Source organism: Cohnella cholangitidis (assembly GCF_014107495.1).
GTDB lineage: Bacteria > Bacillota > Bacilli > Paenibacillales > Paenibacillaceae > Cohnella > Cohnella cholangitidis.
Window position 1 is genome coordinate 5,997,732 of record NZ_CP041969.1, and the last position, 25,989, is coordinate 6,023,720.

A 25,989-nucleotide genomic window follows, 5' to 3' on the forward strand; every position below is an offset into this window, starting at 1 on the left:
GTATACTATACCCAAATTTAGGGAACGGGGCGAGATAATGAGGAAAAATATCAAAGATTTTAGAAAATACGCTGTCGGTATTGTTATAGGCGCTGTACTGATGTACTCGGGACAAGCCTTCGGAGAAACAATCTCTAACATTGGCAAAAAGGTGACAGGCGAATTAACGGTAGAATTAAACGGCAATGACATCGGAACAGGCGTAGTTATTTCAAATAAAACCTATCTTCCTGTACGGGATATTGCTAATGCATTTAAGGCAGGAATAGAGGTTAAAGAAGGAGGGGTTTCGTTGACAACGGAAGTCCCGACAGGTCCAGACATTTCGGATAAAATCGCATCATTGGATGACCAGATCCGTAGTGTAACTGGACTGCGTGATAACGCAATCAAAAAGCGCGACCGAATGGAAGCCGGTCTTTCAGAGCCGTATAAGCCATTGGTAAACGCACAACAGCTACTCGATTCCTTCACAGATACTACAGTACCGGCATACCAGAAGCAAAAAGAAAAGGTTGCCGAGCTCCAAAAGATTGTCGATGATGCGAAACAGGAACTCTCCGATCTCGAGGCAAAAATCATCGAGTACGATAAGCAAATAACAGATCTCGAAGCTCAAAAAGCACAACTACAATCCAAATAAATCAGAAGGACGCTCCTAAATGGGGCGTCTTTTTCGTTGGGAGGATTTTCCTTGCAAACAAACGTTCTGAGGAGGCGATCGTATTGGCAAAAGTCCAACCTGTTGTAAAGGTCGAACTTGATCCACTTAATCCGGTCCCGGAGATATGCGCGGCTATCATGGCCGTAACTCCTTATCATCCAGGTCAAGAAGAAGCGATTCTTATAGGCGTCCAAGAAGCGATCGAGCGAAGGCTCAACCAATTGAAGAAAGGAGTGGAACAAGATGGCGAACAGATACGCGAATCTAGTCGGAGCGAATAATATCAGCGCGGAGTACCAGAAAATCACCGATGGATTTCAAGCCGTTCAAGACGACGTGGACGGTAAGGCTCCTGCGAGCGTCGGGACAGACCTAACAGCACATATTGGTTCGCGCGGATCATCTCACGGAAATGCCACGACATCGGAAGCGGGGTTTATTTCTGCTGCTGATAAGACCAAACTTAACGGGATCGAAGCCGAGGCCCAGAAGAATAAGCCCGGATTCTCACACGTTAACGATGTAGCTGCAGACATTCCCGAGGACACGCTGACTGTTGAAGGTGGAACAGGTATCACGGTCACAACAAATCCGACGACAAAGAAAATGACCATTACCGCAACCGGAACAGCGACACCCGGCGCACATGGCAGCTCCCATAATCCCGATGGGGCTGATCCAATTCCAGCGCTTGATCAAGTAATAGATGATGTTGCTGCGCATAAGGCGGATGGTGTGACGCATCTAGTCGCCTTTAATGGAAACGGGAATCTAAAAGGGCAAATGGCGAGCAGCTACGCTATCGGACTCGCTGCTACCAGAGATAAAAAGCATTACATCGTCCAACAGGATATCGCTTTTGAACCGACAGGAGTTAACGGCGACTTTGACCGCAATAATGTAAAAGACCCTTGTATTATTAGTGTGGGCGATATGATCTACATGTGGTACTCAGGGCACAGTAATGAGTCAAGCAACGTCTATCGTATCGGGCTGGCGACACTCGACCTTAAAAAAACGAGTCTCGGAAACAAAAAATCCAATTGGGTTCGACATCCAAGTTACCCGTTAAACTTTGGACTAAATAACTATCAGTTGAGCCCTAACGTCCTGTACGAGCCCGAGGATACAGGCAGGGAGTTTAAGATGTGGTTTGCTGGGGGGACAAGTGGATTCGCAGGACTCGAAATCTATTATGCTTACTCCTCGAACGGTATATCTTGGACGTTGCATGGTAAGGTCGTTTCGCTCGGGTCATCTGGTGCATGGGACGACAACTTTATCCAACCGACGCATATTACTAAAATCGGTTCGACCTATCATCTCTTTTACGCTGGGTTTAAAACGGGAGAGCGCCAAAAGACGGGATACGTCACCTTTTCCAACCCGGAAGGGGTTTACACAAAGAGTCCAGACAATCCGATTATGACACGTAAAAACCAGAGCCAAGCACTTACCGCTAATGCTACAACGGGCAGCAAGACTGTTAAAGTCGCTTCGACATCTGCTTTTGCAGCGGGAGCGACCATTGTAATCGCTGACGAGAGTAATACAAACAATTTCGAATTCAACACGATCCAAACTATAGTCAACTCGACGGATATTCTACTGGACCAACCATTATTGCGCGGGTATACAACGGTGGCTGGATCAACGATTCTAGGATTGGAAAACGGATCCCTCAACATCTTCCACCTGGATTTTGAGGATGGGGTTTATACCGCTTATGGCACAGCATTTCAGCTCGGAAACGTTGGAACTACAATAGGCGGGTATCTTCTCGAGACAACTTTCATTGCTCAGGGACCGAGCCTTAACGCGCTTCAGGTGGTTCAAAATCGTAGCCCGTTTCTAGGGATGGCACGATCCGCGACCGAGTACAAATGGGATTTTCGTAGCCGTGAAAATCCAAGATTCTTAAAGCTGGATGGGATCATAAAGGCACACGATATCGTAGATTATTATCCTGACCCAGCGACATCATCGCCACGAAAACAGATTATCCCGTTGGCCAACTTCGGACAGGCCGGCCTTGCCGTATCTTCAACGTCTTGGGGAACCTACGCATATAGTACCTTCCCCGGTAAGGACGCATTCCCGCCCGGAGCAACTTTTACATTTAAGTTTGTGGCTGGGATCGCGTCGGGTAGCGGAAACGTGAGAGTGGTGATCGGTAGTACGGATACAGGGGTGCAAAACGTGGCGACCACCGGGACAAATCTCTTTAGTAAAGCAATGACTATGTCGTCTATCGGCAACGGACCACTTTTGATGAGTCTAACAGCGCATGTTACCTCCGGGTCGGGTACACTGACGATTTATGACGCCTATATCGAAGTAAATTGGTAGGCAACAGGACGATTATACGCAATAAACCGAAGGGCTCCGCTACGGCGGGACTCTTTAATTTGAGGAGGCGGGGCGGTTGTCAAATGAAGAGGTACGGGTTTTATCAGATATTCGTGAGCGTGTAGTCCGACTTGAAACAAAGATCGACGCGATGACAGATGTTCGCGAGACCGCCGAAGAAGCCAGGGACAAAGCAATAGAAGCCCTGCAATCCTCAAAATCGGCACATCTAAGAGTAAACGAGATCGCGGATAATCAACGCTGGCTATGGCGCACCCTTGTAGGAGCTATCATCGCGGCCGTGATTACGGGGCTAACTAAATTTAATGGAGGCTGATCTTATGGATTGGGGAACTATCGCTGGATTTATTGATGCAAGGTTGCTTGTCGTGTTGGCTGCATGTTGGGTTATCGGCAACGGGCTTAAGCGAACGCCGCGGATCCCGGACTGGTCGATCCTTTTTATTGTCATTGTTGCGGCAGTTCTGCTGGCGGGTGGCGTAATCGGATTTACGGTTGAAGCGGTTATCCAAGGCATTCTTGTGGGTGCGGTTGCCGTCGCGGGGCATCAGGCTTTTAAGCAAGCCAAGGAGGCGACTAGCAAAGATGGCGACCTACACTAAGTACAGCTCCAGCGCCTTTATCGCGCTCGTCGCCCCGATCGTCATGCAGGTGCATCGGGAGGGTGGCAGATTGCTGCCCTCTGTCCGGATCGCACAGAGCTGGCACGAGACGGGCGGAAAGGTTCCGAGCTGGCACAACCTCGGCGGCTACAAGGTCGGTAGTGGAAAGCCTACGCCATGGTGGGAAGGTAGCAGCGTCAACACCGCGACCAAAGAGGTCTATGGTGGTAAAGAGGTTAGCACGACGGCCAACTGGCGAGCTTACAAGTCGATCTACCACTATTACAAGGATCAGGACTTGTTGTTTGATCTGAGCCGATATGCCCGCGTGCGCGCCGGCAAGACACCGGAGGAACAATGCAAGATGCTCCAGGCTTGCGGATACGCGACCGATCCGAAGTACGCCGACAAGCTGCTGGCGACGATCAAGACGTATGACTTGACCAAATATGATGCGCCGGTGGCATTGGCCGGGGAGGATGAAAAGGAAATGAAGCTGACAAAGACACAACAAACCATGCTGGTTAACGCACTTAAACAGCTAGCCTCAAATAAAACAATCGGACAAGAGTGGGTTGTGAAAGCCGAGAAGGGTGAGCTTACAGTTTCGGAGCTAACCTGGCTAAATACGATGGTGATGGCACGTAAGTAATGAATCAGCCCGGGGGCTTCGGCTCTCGGGCTATTTTAGTTTATACTACGAAATCCACAAACTCCGGCGTCCGCAGCATCCCTGCCCGTGTCCAATTCCGGAATCTAACTCGAGCGCTTAACTTTTTATCCACATATACAAAGTCACGATCTTCACCAGTTACTAACGCTTTAGCTACGCCGTAGAAAGCTTTCTTATGCGAGGAGGGAACGGCTAACTCAAGAAGCCCAACTGCCCTGTCTTGATGCTGCAGAAGCCATCCGAATTGATTCTTACGGTAGCCCGCGATCTGAACGATAGCGTACGTATAATTGATAATTTTTATCCAATTCGCATCACGGCGGCCTACGTATTTGCTGCACTTTTTCTTCGCGACGATCCCTTCGAGCTGTTTTTCCTTGATCACTTCAAATAGTGCGTTACCAGCACCCGGAACGCTCATGACAGGAGTTACGAAAGAGGAGGGCGTGATTACTTGTTGCAGGATCCGCTTACGCTCCGTGAGTGGCAGCGCCCGCAAGTCGCGCCCGCGGTACCGAAGAATATCGAATACATAAAAATGAACCGGCTGACGAACCATGGCTTGCTGGATTGAGATCGGCCTACGCTTTGCGAAACGCTCCATGACGAGTTCAAACTCTATCGTTCCGGTCTCGGGGTTCAGGCAAGCCACCTCGCCGTCCAGGACGACGTCGGAGGTATCGTCGATCGGTACGTTATGGAGCTCCGGGTATTGGAGGGTCACATCGTTATTGTGGCGAGTAAAAAGACGGACGGCCCCGTTCTCCATCGAAAGGATAAGCCGGTGGCCGTCTATTTTGGGTTCATATAAGTAGCGATCGTCGTCGAATGGAGATTCGCGTTTAGTAAGGAGCATTGGTTCGAGGAACATGGAGCACACCGTCCGTATATCAAAGTTGATATACTGATTGTATCATTTGGGAGTGCAGTGAGATGTCGGTAAGTTATCCCATATCCACCGTTTACAATATGTGGATAGAATGATATGATTTAAGCAAATCCGGAAGCACCGGTATAAAGGAGCCCTGGCGAAAGCTGGGGCTTTTTTATTTTCAAAGAGCATCTATGTAAAGGGGGGCATGCGCTGCTCCCTCGTGGCGGATATCCGCGACAGGACGCGTTAGGCGTCCGTGTTTCGTCCGTTACCGCTACGGACTCATCAGGCGGGTGTACTTATAGCGCGTCGGGATCGTTAATTTGTGCTTGAATTTCGCGTAATTTCGATTTCAGAACACTCACCGCATATTCATGACCACCATCCTCCAAAACTTCAATGGCTTCCATCAAATCAGAAATCCTTTGTTGTAGCATTACTCTTATACCTCCTCGGGAGCCCCGAAGGGCTCCGGTGATTAAACTTGAACGACTTCCATTGACTTGACTTTTTCAAGTACTTTCGCAACTTCCTGCTTCCGCGCTTCGACGTGCCTATTTTTCATTGCATCCGGTCCGAGGTCATCAATGAATCTTGATAATGCGATCTCTATCAAATACTGGTCATGCGAATTAAGTTGTCCTGCCATCCCGCTTCCCTCCTACCACTGTGGATTATTTACGATCTCGCCTTGTCTTGATGACCAATGTGATTATGCAGATGATGATAGTTGCTATGCTTATGCCTGCCGTCAACTTCTCCAAACCAGTTCCTCCTTTCGAATTATTGATCTATATTCTCGAATGGATTATGATGGGAAGTAAGAGGGGATGACTTACTCGCCCCGCTTACCGTGTGTGTTAGTTCTTCCAGCGATGCAGTCCGTTCCCGCGGTCTGCATCTTTCATTTTCTTGAGCTCTCGCATCGTCCGGTAGTTCACGATTGCGATCGTCAAGTTAATGAAGGAAGTAACTAAGCCCATCAGTTGTTCCATCCGCATTTCCCCTTTCCGAAGGTGCTTCGTTCACCTTCTATCTTTATTATATACTGGTACCAGTATAAAGTCAAGTGTTTATGTACTTGTACCAGTATGTTTTGTTTGGTATTATGAGGATAAAGGATGTGAGGATATTGGAGGATAAGAAGCAAAACGCAGCCACTCGGGCAAAGGAAAAGTACAATGCGGCTCACTACGATCAAGTAAAATTCACTGTTCGTAAAGGCGGTCGTGAGGTCATCGACTCAGCAGCCGAAAAAGTGGGGATAAGCCGGAACGCCTACATTCTTAAAGCAGTTATCGAACAAATGAAACGCGACGGAATCGAATACACAGAAGAGAGCCCCGACGAGTAGAGTCCAGGGCTTTTTTATTTGCACTTGATAAGAACAAACGTTCGTAATATATTATAAGAACAAATGTTCCTATTTGGAGGCGAACATCATGGAAGAGCTGCTAACGCTATCCCTTAATTTTCAAGAGCCTATAGGTGTTATCGTTCATGGTGAACCGGTTATCGGTATCGTAGAGGAGATGGACGACGATCGCGTAAACCTGTCCGGCGCATGGTATCCAATCGACGAGATCGCGGGTGTCGTGTCATGAGCTTTGATCCGATAATCGCATTGAACCATCATGTCGCGTTGTTGAGGCTCGTGGAGATCGCAAAAGAGGAAGTAACCAAATGCTCAGGCATAAATTTGCTGGCAGCCAAATATACAGGCCGGGTGATTGTCGCCGAATTGGATCGCTCCAGAGAGACGCTTCGAGCTAATAAAATGTGGGTAGCAGATCAGCCAACAGTGGAAGGTATTTATCGTTATTCAATGAGAGGTCAAAGAGGCGAACACGAGATTAGCCAGGATGATCTTCATTTACATATGCGGGCGATCATGGGAGACCTAGAACGTGCATTGAAACGAAGTAACCCCGGAGACTAATCCGGGGCGTTGTTTTACATAAAATGATCGAATTGACTAAGGATTATTTTTAGACAGTAGTCCTAGACAAGTTTCGACAGCATGTGACAAGTATTTCGGTTTAATTTTGATTTACTTGGAGCTATTAGCTCACAACTACACCAAAGGAGGTGCGGATTAATCCGCTGCTTGCTCCGACAAGTAATCTTCGTTAATGACCCATTCATGCAACTCACTCTCATCGCAACCAAAGATCAGACAAGCGGCATGGATATCTTCTGGCTGCATCGCTCGTTCATCTGCACAGAAATGAGATATCATGCGTTTGTGACGCCCCGTAAGTCGAGCGTAATGAGTCTGGGTCCAACCTCTCTCGATGATCTTGTTCAATAGCAAGCATCTCCCTCGGGAGATGTACATGCAAGGTATGCTCCTATTGTTTGATTATTACCTTGTAATTATAACACTGGAAAGCGAGGGGGACACTATTCATCTAAATAATCGAGATAAAATTTCGCTCGTCGATGCAAGGAAGAAATTCAATTTCACAATTGAAGACGTTTCAAACCACATCGGCATCCCCTGCAAAGAATTAATCAATTATGAACTAAATCCTGATATAACTCCATGTAGTGTCGTCTATAAACTGTGTAAACTGTACGGCATCTCTGCTGATCAAATAATGTAAGGCAACGAGACTCTTCCAAAACACGCCCACATATTGCCCACAAAGTCTTTCCGATTGGCAATATTCGATACCTAGCGAGAGCCATTAAAATCAGCAATAATAAAGCAATCCGGTGGCTCCGGATTGCTGTGGAATAGTCTGTACCTATTAACCTTATAGATATTATATCTTGGAACAATGAAAGAAGAAATGTTAATATAGGAGCAAGCTAGAGTATGAGTTCAACGAAAATCGCGATAAAGTACCGTCGAGTACGGATGGCGACATGAACTTTCTCTTAAAAGAAGTCCTATTGGGGTGAACAGAGACATGAGTAAACAAACAATGTTCGAGAAAATTTGGAACAACCACGTCATCGTCGCTGAACAAGGAAAGCCTAGCATCCTTTACATCGACCTTCACTTGGTGCACGAAGTAACTTCTCCGCAAGCATTCGAAGGCTTGCGTATGTCCGGACGCAAAGTAAGACGTCCAGAGCTGACATTCGCGACAATGGACCACAACGTACCGACGAAAGACCGTTTCAACATCTCCGATCCGATCTCCAAGCAGCAAGTCGATACTTTGACGGCTAACTGCCAAGAGTTCGGCGTCAAACTGTACGACTTGAACACGATCGACCAAGGCGTCGTTCACGTTATGGGGCCTGAACTGGGCTTGACCCATCCGGGCAAAACGATCGTGTGCGGAGACAGCCACACGTCTACTCACGGCGCTTTCGGAGCATTGGCATTCGGTATCGGAACGAGCGAAGTGGAACACGTACTCGCTACGCAATGTTTGCAACAAGCGAAAGCGAAAACGATGGTTATTCGTTTTAACGGCAAACGCAAACCGGGAATTACCGCGAAAGACATGATCCTCGGACTGATCGCTAAGTACGGCACGGACTTCGGAACGGGTTATGTTATGGAATATACGGGAGAAGCGATTCGCGCGCTTTCGATGGAAGAGCGGATGACCGTCTGCAACATGTCCATCGAAGCCGGCGCTCGCGCGGGCTTGATCGCTCCGGACGAAACGACTTTCGAATATTTGCGCGGTCGCGAATACGCTCCTCAAGGCGCGGCATTCGACGCTGCCGTCGAACAATGGAAAGCTCTTGTTACGGACGAAGGCGCGGAGTTCGATTCCGTAATCGACTTCGACGTGGATTCCTTGATTCCGCAAGTCACTTGGGGCACTAGCCCGGGCATGGGAACGGGCATTACTTCGACTGTGCCGGTACCTGAAAATCTTCCTACGGAGAACGAGCGCAAAGCGGCTGCCAGCGCGCTTGAGTACATGGATCTGAAGCCGGGTACTCCAATGACGGACATCGAGATCGATTACGTCTTTATCGGTTCTTGCACGAACGGCCGCATCGAGGATTTGAGAGCCGCGGCTTCCGTAGCGCGCGGTCACAAGGTTAGCTCGAAAGTAACCGCGATCGTCGTTCCCGGTTCCGGACGCGTTAAGATTCAAGCGGAAAAAGAAGGCTTGGATAAAGTGTTCACGGAAGCGGGCTTCGAATGGCGCGAAGCGGGATGCAGCATGTGCTTGGCGATGAACCCGGACGTTCTTAAACCAGGCCAACGCTGCGCATCGACGTCCAACCGTAACTTCGAAGGCCGTCAAGGCCGCGGCGGACGCACGCATCTCGTGTCTCCTGAAATGGCGGCGGCAGCCGCGGTTCAAGGACGTTTCGTAGACGTTCGCACGTGGGATTTCAAATCCGAAGTGAAGGCGTAAGAGGAGGAACAACTACATGGAAGCTTTTGTTAAATTAAACGGACTTGTCGCCCCGGTCGACCGGGTTAACGTAGATACGGATGCAATCATTCCTAAACAATTTTTGAAGAGAATCGAGAGAAGCGGTTTCGGCCAGTTCTTGTTCTTCGAGTGGAGATGGGATGAGCAAGGCAACGTCATTCCCGAGTTCAATCTCAACAAACCGCGCTATCAAGGCGCATCCGTCTTGCTGTCACGTGCCAACTTCGGCTGCGGATCTTCCCGCGAGCATGCTCCGTGGGCAATTATGGATTACGGCTTCCGTTGCATTATCGCACCGTCTTTCGCGGATATTTTCTACAATAACTGCTTTAAGAACGGAATTCTGCCGATCAAGCTAAGCGAAGAGCAAGTCGATGACCTGTTCAAGCGTACGGAAGCAAAAGAAGGTTACACGCTTAACGTCGACTTGGAGAACAAAGTCATTACGGATGGAGAAGGACTGAACATTCCGTTCGATCTTGACGAGCATCGCCGCCAGTTTTTGCTGCAAGGTTTGGACGATATCGGCCTTACGCTTAAGCATGAATCCGCGATTACGGCATACGAAGCGAAACGCGCCGCTGCCGCTAACGCATAACTCGTAAATTGTAATAAATTGCCGATATCGGCAGTTGGAAAGGCCTTTTGTCTCCGATTCGGCAAATTTCGGGACAATGGGTCTTTTTTTCCTCCGTTTCGCAACTTTTCTTCCTCCGATGCGTCTAATGATTCGTGGACAAGCCGTTACGCTCGTACATATTTCGGCAGCGTTCGCAAATCTTTTTTGACATCGAGGTGAAGCATGAAGAAGTGGTTGGTCTTGTTGTTCGTCGTCACTGGCATGCTGTTCCTGAGTGCAGGCATCGTTAGCGCCGCCAAAGCGGAAGCGCTGACGCCTAAACTGATTCTGGACGGCAAAGCATTAGAGCCCCAAGTTCCCCCGGTCGTGATGGATTCGACGGTGATGATCCCGGTGCGGATCGCAACGTCAAGCCTGGGATACAAGGTAGATTACGACAATAAGAAGAAGCAGGTTACGGTATCGAGTGGATCCAAGAAATGGTCATGACGTTAGATAAGAAAACGGCTTATCTCGATAACAAACCGACGGAGATGGTCAAGGCGCCTACGTTGGTTTCCAAAAACGTACTTATTCCTCTTAGATTTCTGGGCGAATCGCTAGGCGTCCAAGTTTTCTGGGATAATCAAATTAAATCTGCTTTTCTATTCTCATCCAATAGCAACGAAAGCGGTAACACGGAAGAGCCTAAACCGACCGATCCGCCGGATGGCGGGTTGATAGGCGTCGTTGATCCGGAAGAGGGCGAGTCGGAAGGCGGAGAGACGGAAGTTCCTCCAACGACGACAGTTCCGCCGGTTATTCCGAACGTGACCGGCAATCTGCTGGAGGTTCGTTACGAGACCGATATGGTCGTGTTGAAATACGACGGCTTGATCTCGCCGAACTCGTTTAAGCTGGACAATCCGAAGCGGATCGTCGTCGACGTGCCGAATACTCAGTATTCCGGAAGCTTCGTGCCAGCCGTCGATTTCACGTTGGCGAGCGAAGGGAAGTTTCTCGTAACGGATCATGAAGCGCTGCAGTCCGTTCGATATTCGATGTTCGGAGACTCCGTCAAATCGCCGCGTTTCGTGCTGGATTTGGCTCAAAGCTGGGATTACGAAATTGTGAACGACGCTCTCGCCAGCGAGCTTAGAATCATCCTTAAGAAACCGGTCGCGGACAAGTCGATCTACACGGTCGTATTGGACGCGGGACATGGCGGTACGGATCCCGGAGCGATCAGCATAACGAAACGGCCGGAAAAAGATTTTAATCTATCCGTAATTTTGAAAGTTCGAGACTTGCTTGCGAATGACGAGAGAATCAAGCTCATCCTTACGCGCTCCGACGATTCCTTCCCGACGTTGGATTCGAGATCGGCGCTCGCGAATGCCGTGCAAGCGGATCTGTTCTTGTCGGTACACGCCAACAGCTACACGGCGTCTACTAACGGAACGGAAACTTATTATACAAGAGAGGACAGCAAAGAGTTCGCGAATCTCATGCACTCTTTGTACGCGCCGGTTACCGGGCTCAAGGATAACGGCGTACGTTATAAAAGCTTAAGCGTAACCAGGAAGACGACGATGCCGGCGATTTTGCTGGAAGTCGGTTACCTGTCGAGCAAGATCGACGAACCGCAATTGTGGACGAACGAGCTGCAAGACCGCGTCGCTCAAGCTATCGCTAAAGGCATTAAAATGCAGTTGAAATTATCTTAAACCATCCGCCCCAACAGGGGCCGGTATATGTGTATCTAGGGAGAGGGGACTATTTGACGATGAAGAAGAAAGTTTCGAAGAGCGTTACCGGCTTGTTGGCAGCATCGCTTGTGATCACGGGGGTTTCCTGGACCGATTCTTCCGCATCCGCTGCCTCGCCTTTCTCCGATGTTAAGCCCGGTTGGGCGGAGAAACACATTACTAAATTGGCTTTGCAAGGAATTCTTAAGGGCGGTTCGGGTAGTGCAGCCGGAACGTTCAGCCCGTCCAAGCAAGTGACTCGCCAAGAAGCGGTTATTATTGCGTTGCGTTTCATGGGGGTAGAAGAAGAAGTCAATAAAACGGAAGCGCTCGTATTCCCGAGCGTATTGGTCATTAAAGAAGACTATAAGCCTTACATAAAGCTAGCCCTGAAGAAAAAAATTCTGCTCATCGGCGAAGAGACCGAATTGGCGGAAAAAGAAAAAGGAAAAGAGTGGGGGAGCAGCCCGGCAACAAGAGAGTGGATGACTCGTCTGCTCGTTCGCGCGATCGGCAAAGAAGCCGAGGCCGAGCTTGCCAAGTCGCAGAACACCGCATTCGGCGACGATGCGAAGATTGACGCCGCACTGAAAGGTTACGTTAACGTCGCTGTATCGTCCGGCCTCATTACCGGCATTACGGCTACGAAATTCGATCCGCTTGGTACCGTTACGCGCGAGATGGCGTCTACGCTGTTCAGCCGCGCGGAAGACAAAATTTCCGTCGCCTATTCCGGCCAGGTCGTCGGGACGCTGACGGCTGTCGCCGCCAATAAGATCACGTTGCGCCATCCGGACGGAGTCGTTAAAGAGTACACGCTATCTCCGTCTGCTTCCATCTACGGATACAAATCGGAAGCAACTAGCACGATCGATTCGTTGAAGTTGTATAGCAACGTCACATTGATCAGCAATAGCGACGGAACCGTAGGTTATCTGGAACAGACGGGCGAGTCGGCCAACGTGAAAGACTATGAGGGGACGTTAACGCTCGTGACGGAAGCGGAAAACAAGTTGACCTTCTTGATCAATAACGATTATAAACCGTTTAATTATGACGGTAAGAATCCGCCAACGATTAAAGACATTAACGGACAAGTATTGACTATTAATCAACTGCCGCTCAACGTTCCGGTTAAATTTACCGTGGAATCGGCAGCCGGCGTAGACGGGAAAATCCTCTCCGTTACCGTTAACCAATCCGTTACGAACAAAACGGGCGCGGGCACCGTCGCGGTATGGGACGCTTCGGGCTTGTCTATGCAAGTGAAAGATTCCGCGGGCAAGACGGATACTTATCCGGTTGCGTCATCCGCAACGCTTAAGCACAATAGCGCCAATCTGACGCTCGACCAACTCGTGGTCGGGGACGCGATCTCTTACGAGGTCAAGAACGGTTCGGTAACGAGCATGGTCATTACGAAAAAAGTACAGCCTCCGATAACCGGTGTACTCAGCTTGGTAGACAAAGCGGGCAAAACGATTCAATACACCGTAAACGGCGAATTGGCTGCCAAATATTTGGCCGATAACGTCACCGTCAAAATCGAAGGGCTGTCGGATGTTACCCTTGATGATCTGTTCAAGGGGGATATGGTGTCCATGACGCTTAACGATAGCGGCAAAGTATCGGCGATTTCCATCACGAACAGATCGGTAACTTTCCTGAACGGCGTCGTCGTGTCCAATTATCTGCCTGAAGATAATATTCTTATCATAACGGATGCAGCGAACAAGAAGATTCCTTTGACCTTGAACGAGACGACAAGATACGATCTGAACGGCAAAAAAATTACGCAAAAAGAAGCGAATACCTACATTACAAAAGGCAAGAAGATTAACGTAGGATATACGGGTTCCAACATAGCTTATGTTTCGATCGTGTCGCAATACGCAGGAACGGTGTTGGAAAACAACGTGACGGCAAGGACGCTTAAAATTGCATTGGATACTACGAACAACGTTACGCTCTCGTATTCCACTTTTGCACCGACGGTGGAAATCTACGGACAAAATTACGAATCTTACTTGGACGTTCATGTCGGAGATAAAGTTACAGCGGTCATGGATTATTTAACGCAAGAACAAGTTATCCAAGTGTTGGTCGAGAAAATCGTCCAATTCGAATATGCAACGGCTGATCTCACGAACAACAAATTGCGCGCTAAGCGCACGGATACCGGAGCGATCGAGGAGTGGAGCTTAACCGCGAACACGGTTGCCCTTCAAGACGAGACCGGCGCTTCCATCAGCCTTAGCAATTTGAATCAAGCTAGCCCTTCGTTCTTGAACGTTACTTTCAAAGGAAATACTCCGGTGAAAGCAAAGGCCGTGTCCACGACTTACGGCAGAGTGACGGCGGTTAACGCCGCTGGTTCTTCGCTCGACGTTGTGACGAGCTCAGGCGCAACGGTTAAGAAATCGTTCACGACCGCGCCGATCGTCACGAAGGATAACGTCACGCTCGGTTCGCTGTCTTCGATCCAGACGGACGATCGCGTAGAAATCCGCGTCGACGAGACGGATCGGACGGTCATTAAAATTATTCCGGCAGTGCGCAAAAAAATTCAGTTCACGGATAACAACGCTAAAACCGTTTACGTATTTATCGACTCGCTCGGCGAGACGAACAAGTATACGGTTGATCCGAAAGCCTACATCCATCAGGGAACGACGACGTTGAGCCTGGCCGATCTGAAGAGGGACGATTCCGTATCGCTTTACCTCATCGGCGGCAAAGTCATCGAGATTTCCAAGTAAGCCGGAACCGCATAACAGCAATGTCCGAGCACTCTAGCCGCAATGGCTAGGGTGCTTTTCATGGGCGACGCGCATATTGCCGCCAAACGGATCTTCCGGTACACTTGTTATGAATTTCTATTCCCGAAGGAGAGCTTATGAACGCTGCAACGTTAAGGCAAGTGTTGGACACGATCGGCGAGATGTTCCCGGATGCGCATTGCGAGCTGAACCACGGCAATCCGTTCGAACTCACGATCGCCGTTCTGCTGTCCGCGCAATGCACGGACGAAACCGTCAATAAGGTGACGGCTTCTTTATTCGATAAATATCGCACTCCCCAAGATTACTTGAACGTGCCGCTCGAGGAGTTGGAGAACGATATTCGCAGAATCGGACTATTCCGCAATAAGGCGGCGAACATTCAGAAACTATGCCGACTAGTGATCGATAAGCACGGCGGCGAAATTCCCCGTAAGCACGAGGAATTGACGGAGCTGCCCGGGGTCGGCAGGAAGACGGCAAACGTCGTGATGTCCAACGCGTTCGACGTCCCCGCGATCGCCGTCGATACGCATGTTGAGCGCGTTTCGAAGAGGCTAGGCGTAGCGAAAACAGAAGATTCCGTACTGGAAGTGGAGAAGAAGCTGATGCGCAAAGTCCCTCGCGACGAGTGGACGATCACGCATCACCGGCTCATTTTCTTCGGACGGTATCATTGCAAGGCACAAAATCCGAAATGCGACCTATGTCCGATCTTAGAGCATTGCAAAGAAGGGAAGTCCCGTATGAAGGCGGCTTTGAAGAAAAGGAGCGTATCCTCGTGAGTAATAACGCCATAAGTGCTCCAATACCTACAGCGCTATCGGATGAACAGCAATCGTCCGAAATCGCTTTGTTTCGTCAATCGCTTACGAAGATGTCTGAACGAGCGGCTGCTAACAACGACCCCGTACAGGCGGAAAAATTCAACGAGTTGTCCGAAAAACTGAAAAACGGCCGGATGACGGTCGCCTTTTGCGGTCACTTTTCCGCTGGGAAATCGACGTTGGTCAACACGTTGTGCGGGGCCTCGTTGCTTCCGGCGTCGCCGATTCCAACGAGCGCGAACGTCGTTACGGTCGTGAACGGCGAGCCGCGGGCGGAGACCGTATTCCGCGACGCGAACGGCACGGTCCATCCGTCCAAGACCATTCCCGTCGAACAGCTTCACGATTTCGCGGTCGATGGCGAAGGCGTTACTTCAATACGAGTGTCTTATCCGGTTCCGCTGTTAGGCGAACGGATGGCGATCGTCGATACGCCGGGAGTGGATTCGACGGACGGAGCCCATCGGGCCGCAACGGAATCCGCCTTGCATCTAGCCGATGTCGTCTTCTATGTTACCGATTATAACCATGTCCAATCGGAGGTTAATTTCCGATTCCTGCGCAGTATGGCGAGATGGGGCAAACCGACTTATTTGATCGTCAACCAGATCGATAAGCATCGCGAGGACCAGATTTCTTTTACGGAGTTCCGCGATAGTCTTGGGCAAGCCCTGAGCAATTGGGATATCGAGCCCGCCGCAACGGTATTCTTGTCCCTGAGACAGCCTGATCACCCGCTCTCCCAATGGGAGCAGCTTTTGGAGCTTATGAGAGACCTTCAGCCTTTGGCGACGCCTTTAATGTTAATAAGCGCGGAGCGTTCCGCGCACCATCTCGCGGAGCAGTTCCGGCAAACGCTTCATGCCCATAACCGAAGCGCGAGAGAATCGCTGCAGAGCCGGCTCGGAGACGAGGAAGAGGCAGAGCGGCGCCAACTGATGAGGAACTCGCTTGAACAGAGCGTAGCGGAGCTGGAGTCGGCTGGCGAAATGCGACGGCAACGCGTCAGAGTGGAAATGGATAAACTGCTGAACAACGCCAATCTGACTCCCGCCGAGACTCGCGAGAAGGCGCAGGATGTGCTTGCGGCGATGCAACCGGGCTTCAAGGTGGGCTGGCTCTCGAGCGCGGCCAAGACGGAAGCGGAAAGAACCGCCCGATTGGAGCGGTTGGAGGATGATTTTAACCGTCAAGTGTCCGCGCACGTGACCGGACATTTGATCGATATTTTGCGGAAGGAAGCCGAACGATCCGGTCTGCGGGGCGAAGAGCTCGAATCGTCGATTGCCGCCTGCTTCAAGCCGGTCGCTTCCGTCTGGCTGCGAGATCTCGTGAAACCCGGCGCGGGCGCGGAAGGCCAAGCTATTCTGCACTATTCGGCCGAAATCAGCACGGAGCTCAAATCGGCTTATCGCAAATCCGCGCTCCAATGGATAGACGATCTGCAGAGCCGTTTCCAATCGGACGTTAACGCCGAATTGGACGTTCTGCATCGGCAGCTTGCCAGCCTATCGGAGAAGGACGAGGTGGCCAACGCCATTCATAAGCTGGAGCAGGAGGAACGGTCGGAAGAGCAAAGCCTATTGGGTTTGTTGCCGGCAAATACAGGTTACGCGGACGTCAAGCTGCCGTCTCCGGTTGCTGTAAGTACCGATCAGATCGACAACTTCGCGGCATCCGCGGCAAGTCCGTCGGGCAACGCGCAAATGTCGGATACTAGTTCTTCAGTCGCTAACGATGGCAACTATGTTGCCGGAGAGACACCATCCGAGCACGCCGGACGACTCGGAACGCCGCACGGAGCGGCGGATATGCTTGAACGATCCGCTGCGCTGCTCTCGAAGGTACCTGCGCTTCGCAGCGTTGCCGACGGCCTGCAAGCGAAAGCGGAGAAGTTCAAGAACCGAAGCTTCACGATCGCATTGTTCGGAGCGTTCAGCGCCGGTAAATCGTCGTTCGCTAACGCGATCGTCGGCAAATCCGCGTTGCCTGTTTCCCCGAATCCGACTACGGCAACGATCAACCGGATCGTCGCGCCTACGGCCGAGTTTGTCGACGGTACCGCGCTCGTCGCAATGAAGACGTCGGACGGCTTCCTGGAGGATATACGCCACTCTCTCGGGAGGATCGGCGTGGCCAAGGACAAACTGGAAGCAGCGGGAACGGATGTCCCGAGGCTGCTTGCGCTTAAGGATCCGATATCCGCTAGCGAGCTCCATCCGCGCGGAAGGCCGCATTTGGCATTCCTGACGGCGGCAGCCAAAGGCTGGAGCGAATACGGTCCATTGCTCGGCCAGAGGCTTACCGTCCGAGACGAGGAGTACCGGAGATTCGCCGCGGAAGAGCGGGCTTCTTGTTTCGTCGCGGAGATCGATTTGTTCGTCGACTCCCCGATTACCCGCAGCGGAGCGGTGCTCGTAGATACGCCGGGAGCGGATTCCATCAACGCCCGTCATACGGGGGTGGCTTTCCAATATATCAAGAATGCGGACGCGGTACTATTCGTGACTTATTATAATCATGCTTTCACGGAAGCGGACAGAGAGTTCTTAAATCAGCTAGGAAACGTGAAGGACGTATTCGAGCTCGATAAAATGTTTTTTATCATTAACGCCGCTGATCTCGCGTCCTCCGAAGCGGAGCTGGATGCCGTGCGAGAGCACGTGGGCACGCAGCTTCTCAAGCACGGCATTCGCAAGCCGAGGTTATTCGCGGTTTCCAGCCTTAACGGCTTGCAAGCGAAGCAAGCCCGCAACGCGGAGTCTTTGCAATCTTCGGGAATCGCCGATTTCGAGCGGGCTTTCCGGGCATTCTCCGAGGAGGAGCTCGGCGGACTCGCGCTGGCTTCCGCGAACAAAGAATTAGACCGCGTCGACAAGCTCCTCGATAGCTGGCTTCAATCGGCTAACGCGGACGCCTCCACTAGGGAATCGAAAGCTGCGCGCCTAAGAGAACAAGCGCAGCGCTGGCAGAGCGAAGGCGCGGACAATGTGCCTGCGGCTACGGTGCAGCCTCTGCATCAAGAGATTAGCGAGCAGCTCTACCATGTACGGCAAAGGCTTAAATTCCGGTTCAAAGAGCATTTTCAATCGGCGTTCCATCCTTCCGTGCTGCAGGACGACGGCCGCGATTTGAAGAAGTTGCTTCCAGCGTGCGGAGAAGATCTGAAACGCTCGTTAAGCGAAGATCTGCTGCAGGAGCTTAGGTCGGCAGGGCTTCGGTTGGAAGGGACGATCCAGACGCTCGCGGAGAAAGCGCTAGGCGCTTTGTCGGGCTTGGCCGAAATGGAACGGGAAGGCTTCTCCCCGGAATCGGCCGAGCGGGTCCAATTAGAGCTGCCGTTGCCGGAAGTATTCGTGAACGGACCGACTTTCGAGACGAAACACTTATGGGGGGCATTCCGTTCTCCGAAGCATTTCTACGAGAAAGAAGGAGCAGCAGCTCTTAGAGAAGAGTTGTACGAAGTCCTGTTCAGGGTAATGGACACGGAGCTGGATAAGCTGAAGCAGCGCTGGAACGCAGATACCGAAAACACGCTTCACGAAGCGGTTCGCACCGCTTCTCTCCAATGGTCCGAGCAATTGGCCGCGTTCGCGCTAAGCATGAGCCAAACGCTGCGGGAACCCGGGGAAGAACGAATATTGGCGGATTTGCAAGAGCAGTGGCGTAAAATCAGGCATTAACATCCATAATCGGCTTTCTCCTATCGTCTTTGGGATAGGAGGGGGCCTTTTCTTTATTTGCCGTACATTTCCTCCGATAACCGTATCAAGTAGGGGATATTCGGTATGAAAAGCGACGATATCGGAGAATATCGTTGCATTCCTCGCCCTCAAGCGGCTAATTTCCAACGTAGTGCCGAAAAGGACCGCATAGCGCGTTTGCCGGGCGAAATCGATTACGCTACACTGCCGTAGAAAGCAGTGAGGGGAGGACCATAATTGGATATCTTTAAGGCACTGAAATCGTATTACTGGCAAGATAAAGGATTTCTATGGGGGTCCGTAGTCGGGCTTGCGATCGCAACCGCGCTCGGACTGGTGTATCCTCTGCTGCTCAGAACGCTGATCGACGACATGATCGTTCCCGGCGAGTATTCGGGAGTTCTCGGTTTGTCGCTTGCGGCAGTAGGCATTATTTTCGTGAAAGCCGGCTTTCAGTATTTGCACGGCTTTAGCGGAGGGCGTCTTGGCAACAGGCTAGCGTATCGGCTTCGCAACGGCTGTTACGAGAAGCTGCAGCAATTATCTTTTTCTTACTACGACAAAGCCAGGACCGGGGATTTGATGTCACGCCTGACGGCCGATATCGAAGGGATTCGGAACTTTATCGGATTCGGATTCGCCCAACTGATGAACACGGGATTTCTGCTTGTTTTCGGCTTCACGATGATGTTCTTCATCGATTGGAAGCTAACGGTAATGACGTTCGCGATGATTCCTATTCTCGGTTACGTCGCCATCCGGTTCGAACAAAATATTCATCCGGTATTTCGTTCGATTCGTTCGGCCGTCGGCCGTCTAACGGTTCGCGTGCAAGAAAATATTACGGGAGTAAGAACCGTTAAGTCGTTTGCCCGCGAGCCGTTCGAAATCAACAAGTTCGTGAAAGAAAACGTAGATTATCGGGATAATCACCTGCAGTTAGCGGGCGTCTGGGCTAAATATTTCCCGCTGATCGAATTTATCGCCAATCTGAGCGTCGCGGCATTGCTTCTGGTCGGAGGATGGCGGGTCATCAACGGATCGTTGTCTTTGGGAGATTTGGTCGCGCTTTCAGGGATGCTCGGCCTTATCGTAGCTCCCCTATGGACGCTAGGATTTCAGATCAACAACTACACGCAATCGAAAGCTTCCGGAGAGCGGCTGCTAGAGCTGCTGAATCAACCGATTTCCGTGAAAAATACGATAAACTGCCTTGAACTGGACGGGGACGCCGTGAAGGGTCACATTCGCTACGAGGACGTAAGCTTTCGTTATACGAATCGCGACGATCTGCCTTCCGCGCTCCTAGGGTTTAACCTCGACGCTCCTGCGGGCTCCGTTATCGGCTTGCTGGGAGGCACCGGTTCGGGTAAATCGACCGCGGTCGGATTACTACTAAGAGCGTATGACGTTGGCGAAGGTTCGGTCACGCTGGATGGCGTCGATGTAAGGCATATCGATCTGGCGAGCCTGCGCGGCCAAATCGCGATCGTGTTCCAAGAGTCGTTCCTCTTCTCTACGACGATCAAGGAGAATATCAGCTACGGGTTTCCCGAAGCGAGCCAAGAGGAGATCGAAGAAGCCGCGCGGTTAGCTCAAGCGGACGGATTTATCCGCGAACTTCCGCTAGGCTACGATACGATCGTGGGAGAGCGCGGAATGGGGCTTTCGGGAGGCCAGAAGCAACGGATCGCGATTGCCAGAGCCCTGCTCGGCAAACCCAAAATCTTAATTCTCGATGATGCTACTAGCGCTTTGGATATGGAAACGGAGAACGAGATCCAAACCGCGATCCGCCATGTTATGGCCGGACGCACGGTATTCATGATCGCTCACCGGATTTCTTCGCTTCGCCGCGCCGATGAGATTATCGTGCTGGACCGAGGACATACGATCCAACGCGGCACTCACGAGCGGTTAGTCCGTCAGCCGGGCTTGTATCGGGAAACGTACAGAATCCAATACGCGGATCGGCCGGACGAACTGGATCAATCGGCGCTAGACACCGACGACTCGGCAGATCGATCAGCGGAAAGACGGGTGACGGGATGAGCCGCAAATTCGTATATCAAGACGACGAATTGATCGAAAAGCCTTTTAACTGGAAACAGGTCGGAAGGTTGATCGGATTCGTTAAGCCCTACAAGTCGGCGGTTACCCGCGTCGTGTTCGTCATGACCGTGTTCGGTATGTTATCCCGCCTGGCGATTCCGTTCCTCATGAGCATGGCGATCGATAAAGCGATCCATCCCGAGGACGGCAATAGCAGCACGAGCCTCTTGTACGGCCTGGTAGCCGCCATGCTCGTGATGTATGCTATGCGATGGTGGGCGCAAAAGTACACGATCCGACAGACGAACGAAATCGGGCAGAAGGTCATTTTCGACTTAAGGGCGGCGTTGTTCCGTCATATCCAATCGTTGTCGTTCCGTTTTTTCGACAAACGGCCGGCGGGTTCCGTTCTCGTGAGGGTAACGAACGACGTGAACTCCTTGCAGGATATGTTCACCAACGGAGTCGTGAACTCCGTCATCGATATCGTTCAACTTATCGGAATCACGATTATATTGCTGGTCATGGAACCGAAGCTCGGGCTTGCCATCATGATAACCGTTCCGTTAATGTTCATCGTATCTTCGGCGCTGCGCAAAAAAATCCGCATGGCTTGGCAAGTCGTTCGGATCAAGCAGTCCCGGATTAACTCCCATCTCAACGAGAGCATCCAAGGAATTCGCGTGACGCAGGCGTTCGCGCAAGAGAAAGAAAATATCGGCTTTTTCGACGGCATGAACAAAAGCAACATCCGGTCGTGGAATAGAGCCTCGGCTCTCAATCAGTTGTTCGGTCCCGTAATCGAAATTACTTCAGCCGTAGGAACGTTGGTCTTGTTGCTGTACGGAACTTACTTAATCCAGTCCGGAGCGATGACTGTAGGCGTGCTGGTAGCCTTCATTACTTATGTAGGAAGCTTCTGGGAACCGATTACGAGACTCGGGAACCTTTACTCCCAGCTGTTAATCTCGATGTCTTCCGCGGAACGGATTTTCGAGTTTATAGACGAGAAACCGGCCGTGCCGGAGAAGGAAAACGCCGTTAAGCTGTCCAGCCTGAAGGGCGACGTCAAACTAGAGGGCGTAACGTTCGGTTACGAATCCGATCGTCCGGCGCTTCGCGGCGTCGATCTGGAGGTGAAAGCCGGATTATCGGTCGCGCTCGTCGGACATACCGGATCTGGCAAAAGCACTATCGTGAACTTGCTTTGCCGCTTCTACGATACGGTAGAAGGAAAAGTACTGTTGGATGGAATGGACGTGAGAGACGTTACGATCGAGAGCTTGCGTTCCCAGATCGGCATCGTGCTTCAGGATACGTTTATTTTCTCCGGAACGATCAGGGATAACATTCGGTATGGACGGCCCGACGCTACCGACGCGGAAGTGGAAGCCGCGGCTCGTTCGGTCCGGGCTCACGATTTTATCGCGGAATTGCCTAACGGTTACGACACCGAGGTAGAAGAACGCGGGAATGCTCTATCCGTGGGGCAACGCCAGCTGCTTAGCTTCGCAAGGGCGCTCTTGGCGAATCCGAGAATTCTCGTGCTGGATGAGGCGACGGCCAGCATCGACACCGAGACGGAGCTGAGAATCCAAGAGGCGCTGTCCACGCTGCTGCAAGGCAGAACGTCCTTCATCGTCGCTCATCGGCTGTCGACGATTCGCCATTCCGATCTCATCGTCGTATTGGATCATGGGGAGATCGTGGACAAAGGAACCCACGACGAATTAATGAAACGTCCCGGCCATTATCGGAATTTGGTGGACGCGCAATATCGATTCTTATCGGCATAATCCAATTCATGAGCTTAATCAAGCCGTTCAATCAGCAAGTTATTCGCTGGTTGGACGGTTTTTGACGTTGCGGCTATTTGAAAAATGCCGACGAAACCGTTATCGTGGAAAGAAGCAGGCTGGAAAAATAAGCGATTCATCGGATTTTGTCCGAAATGACGGGATTGGGGGAACAGCATGAAGTCGTCTTCCTGGTTGTGGAGAATATTAGGATGGACTACGCTCGTTTGCTTATTGGTTATGGTCACGGGATTCGGTTGGGCGCTTAAGGATACCTGGTTTCCGAAAACGGGGCTGGCTTTGCCCGAGGCAACCGCGAAGCCCGAGGTGGCTACGGGCGGAGATTGGAGTGCCAAAAACGAGCTGTACGTTGCCGCGCTTGGCGATTCCTTAACGAAAGGTACTGGGGACGCGACGGGAAAAGGTTACGTTACGCGCGTAATCGACCTTCTGTCCGAGCAAATGGACAAGCCGGTCTATCTGGTGAACAATATGGCGATTAACGGTCAACGGGCGGATCAGCTCATGAACCGCTTGGACGAGGTCGGATACAGGAACGCGCTCGGCAAAGCCGACATTATTCTCATGACGATAGGCGGCAACGACTTGTTCCAGATCGCCCAGAACGGCGGTTCCATGGCGGAGGGCGGGGATTTGTCGCCGGAGCTCTTATCCGAGCGGCTGCCCGATGCGCAGCCGCGGTTAGAAACGGTATTCCACAAGATTAGAGCACTCAACCCTAGCGCTCGCATTATTTACGTCGGACTATATAATGCATTTTACGATTTACCCGAAATGGTGCCGGCAAGCAATACCGTAGCGGAGTGGAACGACTATGCGTTCGCATTGGCGAAAGCGGACGGCAACGCGACCGTCGTTCGACGTACGACTTGTTCGAATTTAATTTGAAACGTTATTTGTCTTCGGATCATTTTCACCCCAATGAATTCGGCTACGAGCGAATATCGGATAGAATCGTGCAGGCGCTGCAATAAAATCGGCGGGAGGTGTTCATTCGATGAGCGCAAAGACTAAGGAAACGGTATTGTCCGTTCAAGGGCTTAAGAAGTCGATCGGACGCAAACAGATCATTCACGAAGTATCGTTCGACGTGTATGCAGGTGAAATCTTCGGTTTCCTTGGGCCGAACGGCTCAGGGAAAACGACGACGATCCGGATGCTGGTCGACCTGATAAAGCCTTCGGCGGGCAAGATCGTCGTATGCGGAGACGATATCGGTATTCATCCGGATAAGGCGCTCTCCCATATCGGGTGCATCGTCGAAAATCCCGAGATGTACGGTTACATGACAGGTTGGGAAAATCTCGAGCACTTTGCCCGGATGCAAGCGGGAATTACGGAGTTCAGAATTCAGGAAGTCGTCGATATCGTAGGGCTTGACCAAAGAATCCACGATAAAGTCAAAACGTATTCTCTAGGCATGCGACAACGTCTGGGCATCGCCCAAGCGTTGCTAGGCAAACCTAAATTGCTGATTCTGGACGAACCGACCAACGGCTTGGACCCGAAGGGAATTAAAGAACTGAGGGAATTTATTCGTAAGCTAGCGGAGACCGGCATGAGCTTGTTCATCTCCAGTCATCTTTTGAGCGAAATCCAATTGATGTGCGATCGCGTCGCGATTATCGCGCGCGGCGAAGTGATCGCGGTAGGAGAGGTCGAAGAGCTGGTATCCCAGGCTGGCACTTATACGGTATGGCAAGTCAACCGACCGAACGATGCGAAGAGAATGCTCGGAGAGCAACAAGACGTCCAGCTCGTACCCGATGACGATCATCGGATCGACGAGTCGCTGTTATCCGGCCTTCACGATCCCATTATTACGATTATGGACGAGAACCGGGTAAGCGAATGGGTGAATCGTTTCGTTGCCGCGGGAATCTCCATTCATTCCGTTCAGCGCGTTGCGCCATCTTTGGAGGAGCTATTCTTGAAGTTGACGGAGGGGGAGAAAATTGGCTAATCTGCTTGCGTTAATCCAGAACGAGACGATAAAGGTATGGAAAAAGAAACGTTTTGCGGTCGTCGTCCTTATTTTGCTTATTCTTATTCCGATCTTCGTCTATGCCCAAATGAAGATAGCCCAGAACAGCGCCGAGAAGTTCCACGCGGACTGGCGGACCGAGCTGCAAAGCCGGATTACGGACAACACCAATGCCCTCAGCAGCGATAGAATTCCGGAAGAATGGAAAGAGTGGCGCAGAGCGCTCGTGCAGCAACTGCAGTATTACCTCGATCACGACATCAATCCGGAGTCGCCGAACGGCGTTACTTTTACGCGCCGATTCATGGACAACGCCGTTACTTTATTCGTCCCGTTGATGGTGCTTGCCATCGCCTCCGATCTTGTATCGTCGGAGCGAGGGACGGGGACGATCAAGATGCTGCTGACGAGACCGGTTCGCAGATGGCGGATTTTATTTTCCAAGCTGGCGGCTCTGACGCTTTACGTTTCTCTAATTATGATTACGACGGTCGTGCTCTGTTATTTGATCTCCGGCCTTGTGTTCGGTTATAAGGGCTGGGGAGAACCGGTATTCGTCGGGTTTAAGGTTCAAGGAGCCGACGTGGATACATCCGGGGTTCATGCGGTCACGCAAGGCGTCTACTTGTTGATGCAGACGGGACTCATTTGGTTTTCCGCCATGGTCGTAGCCATTATCGCATTGATGGTATCGGTGCTCGTACGCAGCACGGCAGCGAGCTTCGTCACGATGATGGCAACGATCATCGCGGGAACGATATTGTCGAATATGGCTTCTTCTTGGCAGAGCGCCAAATATTTGTTCAACGTGAACCTGGAGCTATCGTCATACTTAAGGGGGACGCCGCCTCCGATCGAAGGCATGACGCTCGGATTTTCGCTGGTGATTCTAGGCATTTGGGGAGTTGCCGCGCTTATCGTTTCATTCACTGTCTTTACGAAGCAAGACATCTTGAATTAGAATAAACGGTAGTGCG

27 protein-coding genes and 1 pseudogene are annotated in these 25,989 nt (G+C 51.2%); 23 read left to right on the top strand and 5 right to left on the bottom strand.

Annotated features, from left to right (window positions below; all coding sequences use genetic code 11):
* The first annotated feature begins 37 nt into the window (after nt 1-37).
* The 6 genes from FPL14_RS27510 to FPL14_RS27535 all read left to right on the top strand — a co-directional run bounded on the left by FPL14_RS27510 (nt 38) and on the right by FPL14_RS27535 (nt 4,288).
* Nucleotides 38-643: a hypothetical protein gene (locus FPL14_RS27510; protein ID WP_182300710.1), complete on the top strand. Its 606-nt coding sequence runs from the start codon at nt 38-40 to the stop codon at nt 641-643.
* A gap of 83 nt (nt 644-726) precedes the next feature.
* Complete coding sequence (locus tag FPL14_RS27515; RefSeq protein ID WP_182300711.1) at nt 727-945, top strand: hypothetical protein; 219 nt, start codon at nt 727-729, stop codon at nt 943-945.
* Nucleotides 908-3,013 (top strand): glycoside hydrolase family protein, encoded by a 2,106-nt coding sequence (locus FPL14_RS27520; RefSeq protein ID WP_182300712.1) that lies wholly within the window; start codon nt 908-910, stop codon nt 3,011-3,013. Before FPL14_RS27515 ends, FPL14_RS27520 begins: the two co-directional genes overlap by 38 nt.
* Nucleotides 3,014-3,089: 76 nt before the next feature.
* Nucleotides 3,090-3,350 carry a hemolysin XhlA family protein gene (locus tag FPL14_RS27525; RefSeq protein WP_182300713.1) on the top strand — a complete coding sequence of 87 codons (261 nt, stop codon included), beginning with the start codon at nt 3,090-3,092 and terminating at the stop codon, nt 3,348-3,350.
* A 4-nt stretch (nt 3,351-3,354) separates the two neighbouring features.
* Entirely contained in the window at nt 3,355-3,636 is a 282-nt protein-coding gene (locus FPL14_RS27530) for a phage holin family protein (RefSeq protein WP_182300714.1), read from the top strand.
* On the top strand, nt 3,620-4,288 hold the full coding sequence (locus FPL14_RS27535) for a glycoside hydrolase family 73 protein (protein WP_182300715.1): 669 nt from the start codon (nt 3,620-3,622) through the stop codon (nt 4,286-4,288). Before FPL14_RS27530 ends, FPL14_RS27535 begins: the two co-directional genes overlap by 17 nt.
* Nucleotides 4,289-4,328: 40 nt before the next feature.
* Here FPL14_RS27535 and FPL14_RS27540 read toward each other — a convergent pair whose 3' ends face one another.
* The 4 genes from FPL14_RS27540 to FPL14_RS30425 all read right to left on the bottom strand — a co-directional run bounded on the left by FPL14_RS27540 (nt 4,329) and on the right by FPL14_RS30425 (nt 6,178).
* On the bottom strand, nt 4,329-5,180 hold the full coding sequence (locus tag FPL14_RS27540) for an ATP-dependent DNA ligase (RefSeq protein ID WP_182300716.1): 852 nt from the start codon (nt 5,178-5,180) through the stop codon (nt 4,329-4,331).
* A gap of 302 nt (nt 5,181-5,482) precedes the next feature.
* A complete protein-coding gene (locus FPL14_RS27545; protein WP_182300717.1) occupies nt 5,483-5,620 on the bottom strand; it encodes a hypothetical protein in 138 nt (45 codons plus the stop codon).
* Between the two features lie 41 nt (nt 5,621-5,661).
* Complete coding sequence (locus FPL14_RS27550) at nt 5,662-5,832, bottom strand: hypothetical protein (protein WP_182300718.1); 171 nt, start codon at nt 5,830-5,832, stop codon at nt 5,662-5,664.
* A 211-nt stretch (nt 5,833-6,043) separates the two neighbouring features.
* Complete coding sequence (locus FPL14_RS30425) at nt 6,044-6,178, bottom strand: hypothetical protein (RefSeq protein ID WP_267875392.1); 135 nt, start codon at nt 6,176-6,178, stop codon at nt 6,044-6,046.
* A gap of 137 nt (nt 6,179-6,315) precedes the next feature.
* Between FPL14_RS30425 and FPL14_RS27555 the strand changes: the two genes are divergently transcribed.
* The 3 genes from FPL14_RS27555 to FPL14_RS27565 all read left to right on the top strand — a co-directional run bounded on the left by FPL14_RS27555 (nt 6,316) and on the right by FPL14_RS27565 (nt 7,122).
* On the top strand, nt 6,316-6,537 hold the full coding sequence (locus tag FPL14_RS27555) for a transcriptional regulator (RefSeq protein WP_182300719.1): 222 nt from the start codon (nt 6,316-6,318) through the stop codon (nt 6,535-6,537).
* A gap of 88 nt (nt 6,538-6,625) precedes the next feature.
* Nucleotides 6,626-6,787: a hypothetical protein gene (locus tag FPL14_RS27560; RefSeq protein WP_182300720.1), complete on the top strand. Its 162-nt coding sequence runs from the start codon at nt 6,626-6,628 to the stop codon at nt 6,785-6,787.
* Complete coding sequence (locus tag FPL14_RS27565; RefSeq protein WP_182300721.1) at nt 6,784-7,122, top strand: hypothetical protein; 339 nt, start codon at nt 6,784-6,786, stop codon at nt 7,120-7,122. The genes FPL14_RS27560 and FPL14_RS27565 overlap by 4 nt, the downstream gene beginning before the upstream one ends.
* Before the next feature lie 156 nt (nt 7,123-7,278).
* Here the strand turns inward: FPL14_RS27565 and FPL14_RS27570 are convergent, their stop codons facing one another.
* Nucleotides 7,279-7,491, bottom strand: coding sequence for a helix-turn-helix domain-containing protein (locus tag FPL14_RS27570; protein WP_182300722.1), 213 nt, complete (start codon nt 7,489-7,491; stop codon nt 7,279-7,281).
* 37 nt (nt 7,492-7,528) lie between these two features.
* Between FPL14_RS27570 and FPL14_RS30895 the strand changes: the two genes are divergently transcribed.
* The 14 genes and pseudogenes from FPL14_RS30895 (at nt 7,529) to FPL14_RS27635 (ending at nt 25,973) form a co-directional block, all read left to right on the top strand.
* Nucleotides 7,529-7,789, top strand: coding sequence for a helix-turn-helix domain-containing protein (locus FPL14_RS30895; RefSeq protein ID WP_407644686.1), 261 nt, complete (start codon nt 7,529-7,531; stop codon nt 7,787-7,789).
* Between the two features lie 309 nt (nt 7,790-8,098).
* Nucleotides 8,099-9,520 (top strand): 3-isopropylmalate dehydratase large subunit, encoded by a 1,422-nt coding sequence (gene leuC / locus FPL14_RS27580; protein ID WP_182300724.1) that lies wholly within the window; start codon nt 8,099-8,101, stop codon nt 9,518-9,520.
* 16 nt (nt 9,521-9,536) lie between these two features.
* Nucleotides 9,537-10,139 carry a 3-isopropylmalate dehydratase small subunit gene (gene leuD, locus FPL14_RS27585; protein WP_182300725.1) on the top strand — a complete coding sequence of 201 codons (603 nt, stop codon included), beginning with the start codon at nt 9,537-9,539 and terminating at the stop codon, nt 10,137-10,139.
* Nucleotides 10,140-10,505: 366 nt separating this feature from the next.
* Nucleotides 10,506-10,699: pseudogene (locus FPL14_RS30900) on the top strand (copper amine oxidase N-terminal domain-containing protein); the annotation flags it as partial.
* 270 nt (nt 10,700-10,969) lie between these two features.
* Nucleotides 10,970-11,827, top strand: a complete 858-nt coding sequence (locus tag FPL14_RS27595) for an N-acetylmuramoyl-L-alanine amidase (protein ID WP_407644687.1) — start codon at nt 10,970-10,972, stop codon at nt 11,825-11,827.
* A 59-nt stretch (nt 11,828-11,886) separates the two neighbouring features.
* Nucleotides 11,887-14,607, top strand: coding sequence for an S-layer homology domain-containing protein (locus FPL14_RS27600; RefSeq protein WP_182300728.1), 2,721 nt, complete (start codon nt 11,887-11,889; stop codon nt 14,605-14,607).
* A gap of 137 nt (nt 14,608-14,744) precedes the next feature.
* Nucleotides 14,745-15,413, top strand: coding sequence for an endonuclease III (gene nth, locus FPL14_RS27605; RefSeq protein WP_182300729.1), 669 nt, complete (start codon nt 14,745-14,747; stop codon nt 15,411-15,413).
* A complete protein-coding gene (locus tag FPL14_RS27610; protein ID WP_182300730.1) occupies nt 15,410-19,138 on the top strand; it encodes a dynamin family protein in 3,729 nt (1,242 codons plus the stop codon). Before nth ends, FPL14_RS27610 begins: the two co-directional genes overlap by 4 nt.
* Before the next feature lie 105 nt (nt 19,139-19,243).
* Nucleotides 19,244-19,372: a hypothetical protein gene (locus tag FPL14_RS30430; RefSeq protein ID WP_267875393.1), complete on the top strand. Its 129-nt coding sequence runs from the start codon at nt 19,244-19,246 to the stop codon at nt 19,370-19,372.
* A gap of 24 nt (nt 19,373-19,396) precedes the next feature.
* Nucleotides 19,397-21,211, top strand: coding sequence for an ABC transporter ATP-binding protein (locus FPL14_RS27615; RefSeq protein ID WP_182300731.1), 1,815 nt, complete (start codon nt 19,397-19,399; stop codon nt 21,209-21,211).
* Complete coding sequence (locus FPL14_RS27620; RefSeq protein ID WP_182300732.1) at nt 21,208-23,007, top strand: ABC transporter ATP-binding protein; 1,800 nt, start codon at nt 21,208-21,210, stop codon at nt 23,005-23,007. The genes FPL14_RS27615 and FPL14_RS27620 overlap by 4 nt, the downstream gene beginning before the upstream one ends.
* Nucleotides 23,008-23,184: 177 nt before the next feature.
* Complete coding sequence (locus FPL14_RS27625; protein ID WP_182300733.1) at nt 23,185-23,916, top strand: GDSL-type esterase/lipase family protein; 732 nt, start codon at nt 23,185-23,187, stop codon at nt 23,914-23,916.
* Nucleotides 23,917-24,025: 109 nt separating this feature from the next.
* On the top strand, nt 24,026-24,991 hold the full coding sequence (locus FPL14_RS27630; protein ID WP_182300734.1) for an ABC transporter ATP-binding protein: 966 nt from the start codon (nt 24,026-24,028) through the stop codon (nt 24,989-24,991).
* Complete coding sequence (locus tag FPL14_RS27635; protein WP_182300735.1) at nt 24,984-25,973, top strand: ABC transporter permease; 990 nt, start codon at nt 24,984-24,986, stop codon at nt 25,971-25,973. The genes FPL14_RS27630 and FPL14_RS27635 overlap by 8 nt, the downstream gene beginning before the upstream one ends.
* The last annotated feature ends 16 nt before the right edge of the window (nt 25,974-25,989 follow it).

Coding starts and splice junctions, on each gene's coding strand:
- FPL14_RS27630 (WP_182300734.1), top strand. CDS start 24,026: ATGAGCGCAAAGACTAAGGAAACGGTATTGTCCGTTCAAGGGCTTAAG.
- leuC (WP_182300724.1), top strand. CDS start 8,099: ATGAGTAAACAAACAATGTTCGAGAAAATTTGGAACAACCACGTCATC.
- FPL14_RS27565 (WP_182300721.1), top strand. CDS start 6,784: ATGAGCTTTGATCCGATAATCGCATTGAACCATCATGTCGCGTTGTTG.
- FPL14_RS30430 (WP_267875393.1), top strand. CDS start 19,244: ATGAAAAGCGACGATATCGGAGAATATCGTTGCATTCCTCGCCCTCAA.
- FPL14_RS27595 (WP_407644687.1), top strand. CDS start 10,970: ATGGTCGTGTTGAAATACGACGGCTTGATCTCGCCGAACTCGTTTAAG.
- FPL14_RS27510 (WP_182300710.1), top strand. CDS start 38: ATGAGGAAAAATATCAAAGATTTTAGAAAATACGCTGTCGGTATTGTT.
- FPL14_RS27530 (WP_182300714.1), top strand. CDS start 3,355: ATGGATTGGGGAACTATCGCTGGATTTATTGATGCAAGGTTGCTTGTC.
- FPL14_RS27520 (WP_182300712.1), top strand. CDS start 908: ATGGCGAACAGATACGCGAATCTAGTCGGAGCGAATAATATCAGCGCG.
- FPL14_RS27600 (WP_182300728.1), top strand. CDS start 11,887: ATGAAGAAGAAAGTTTCGAAGAGCGTTACCGGCTTGTTGGCAGCATCG.
- FPL14_RS30425 (WP_267875392.1), bottom strand. CDS start 6,178: ATGGAACAACTGATGGGCTTAGTTACTTCCTTCATTAACTTGACGATC.
- FPL14_RS27560 (WP_182300720.1), top strand. CDS start 6,626: ATGGAAGAGCTGCTAACGCTATCCCTTAATTTTCAAGAGCCTATAGGT.
- FPL14_RS27540 (WP_182300716.1), bottom strand. CDS start 5,180: ATGTTCCTCGAACCAATGCTCCTTACTAAACGCGAATCTCCATTCGAC.
- FPL14_RS27620 (WP_182300732.1), top strand. CDS start 21,208: ATGAGCCGCAAATTCGTATATCAAGACGACGAATTGATCGAAAAGCCT.
- FPL14_RS30895 (WP_407644686.1), top strand. CDS start 7,529: ATGCTCCTATTGTTTGATTATTACCTTGTAATTATAACACTGGAAAGC.
- FPL14_RS27545 (WP_182300717.1), bottom strand. CDS start 5,620: ATGCTACAACAAAGGATTTCTGATTTGATGGAAGCCATTGAAGTTTTG.
- FPL14_RS27625 (WP_182300733.1), top strand. CDS start 23,185: ATGAAGTCGTCTTCCTGGTTGTGGAGAATATTAGGATGGACTACGCTC.
- leuD (WP_182300725.1), top strand. CDS start 9,537: ATGGAAGCTTTTGTTAAATTAAACGGACTTGTCGCCCCGGTCGACCGG.
- nth (WP_182300729.1), top strand. CDS start 14,745: ATGAACGCTGCAACGTTAAGGCAAGTGTTGGACACGATCGGCGAGATG.
- FPL14_RS27535 (WP_182300715.1), top strand. CDS start 3,620: ATGGCGACCTACACTAAGTACAGCTCCAGCGCCTTTATCGCGCTCGTC.
- FPL14_RS27550 (WP_182300718.1), bottom strand. CDS start 5,832: ATGGCAGGACAACTTAATTCGCATGACCAGTATTTGATAGAGATCGCA.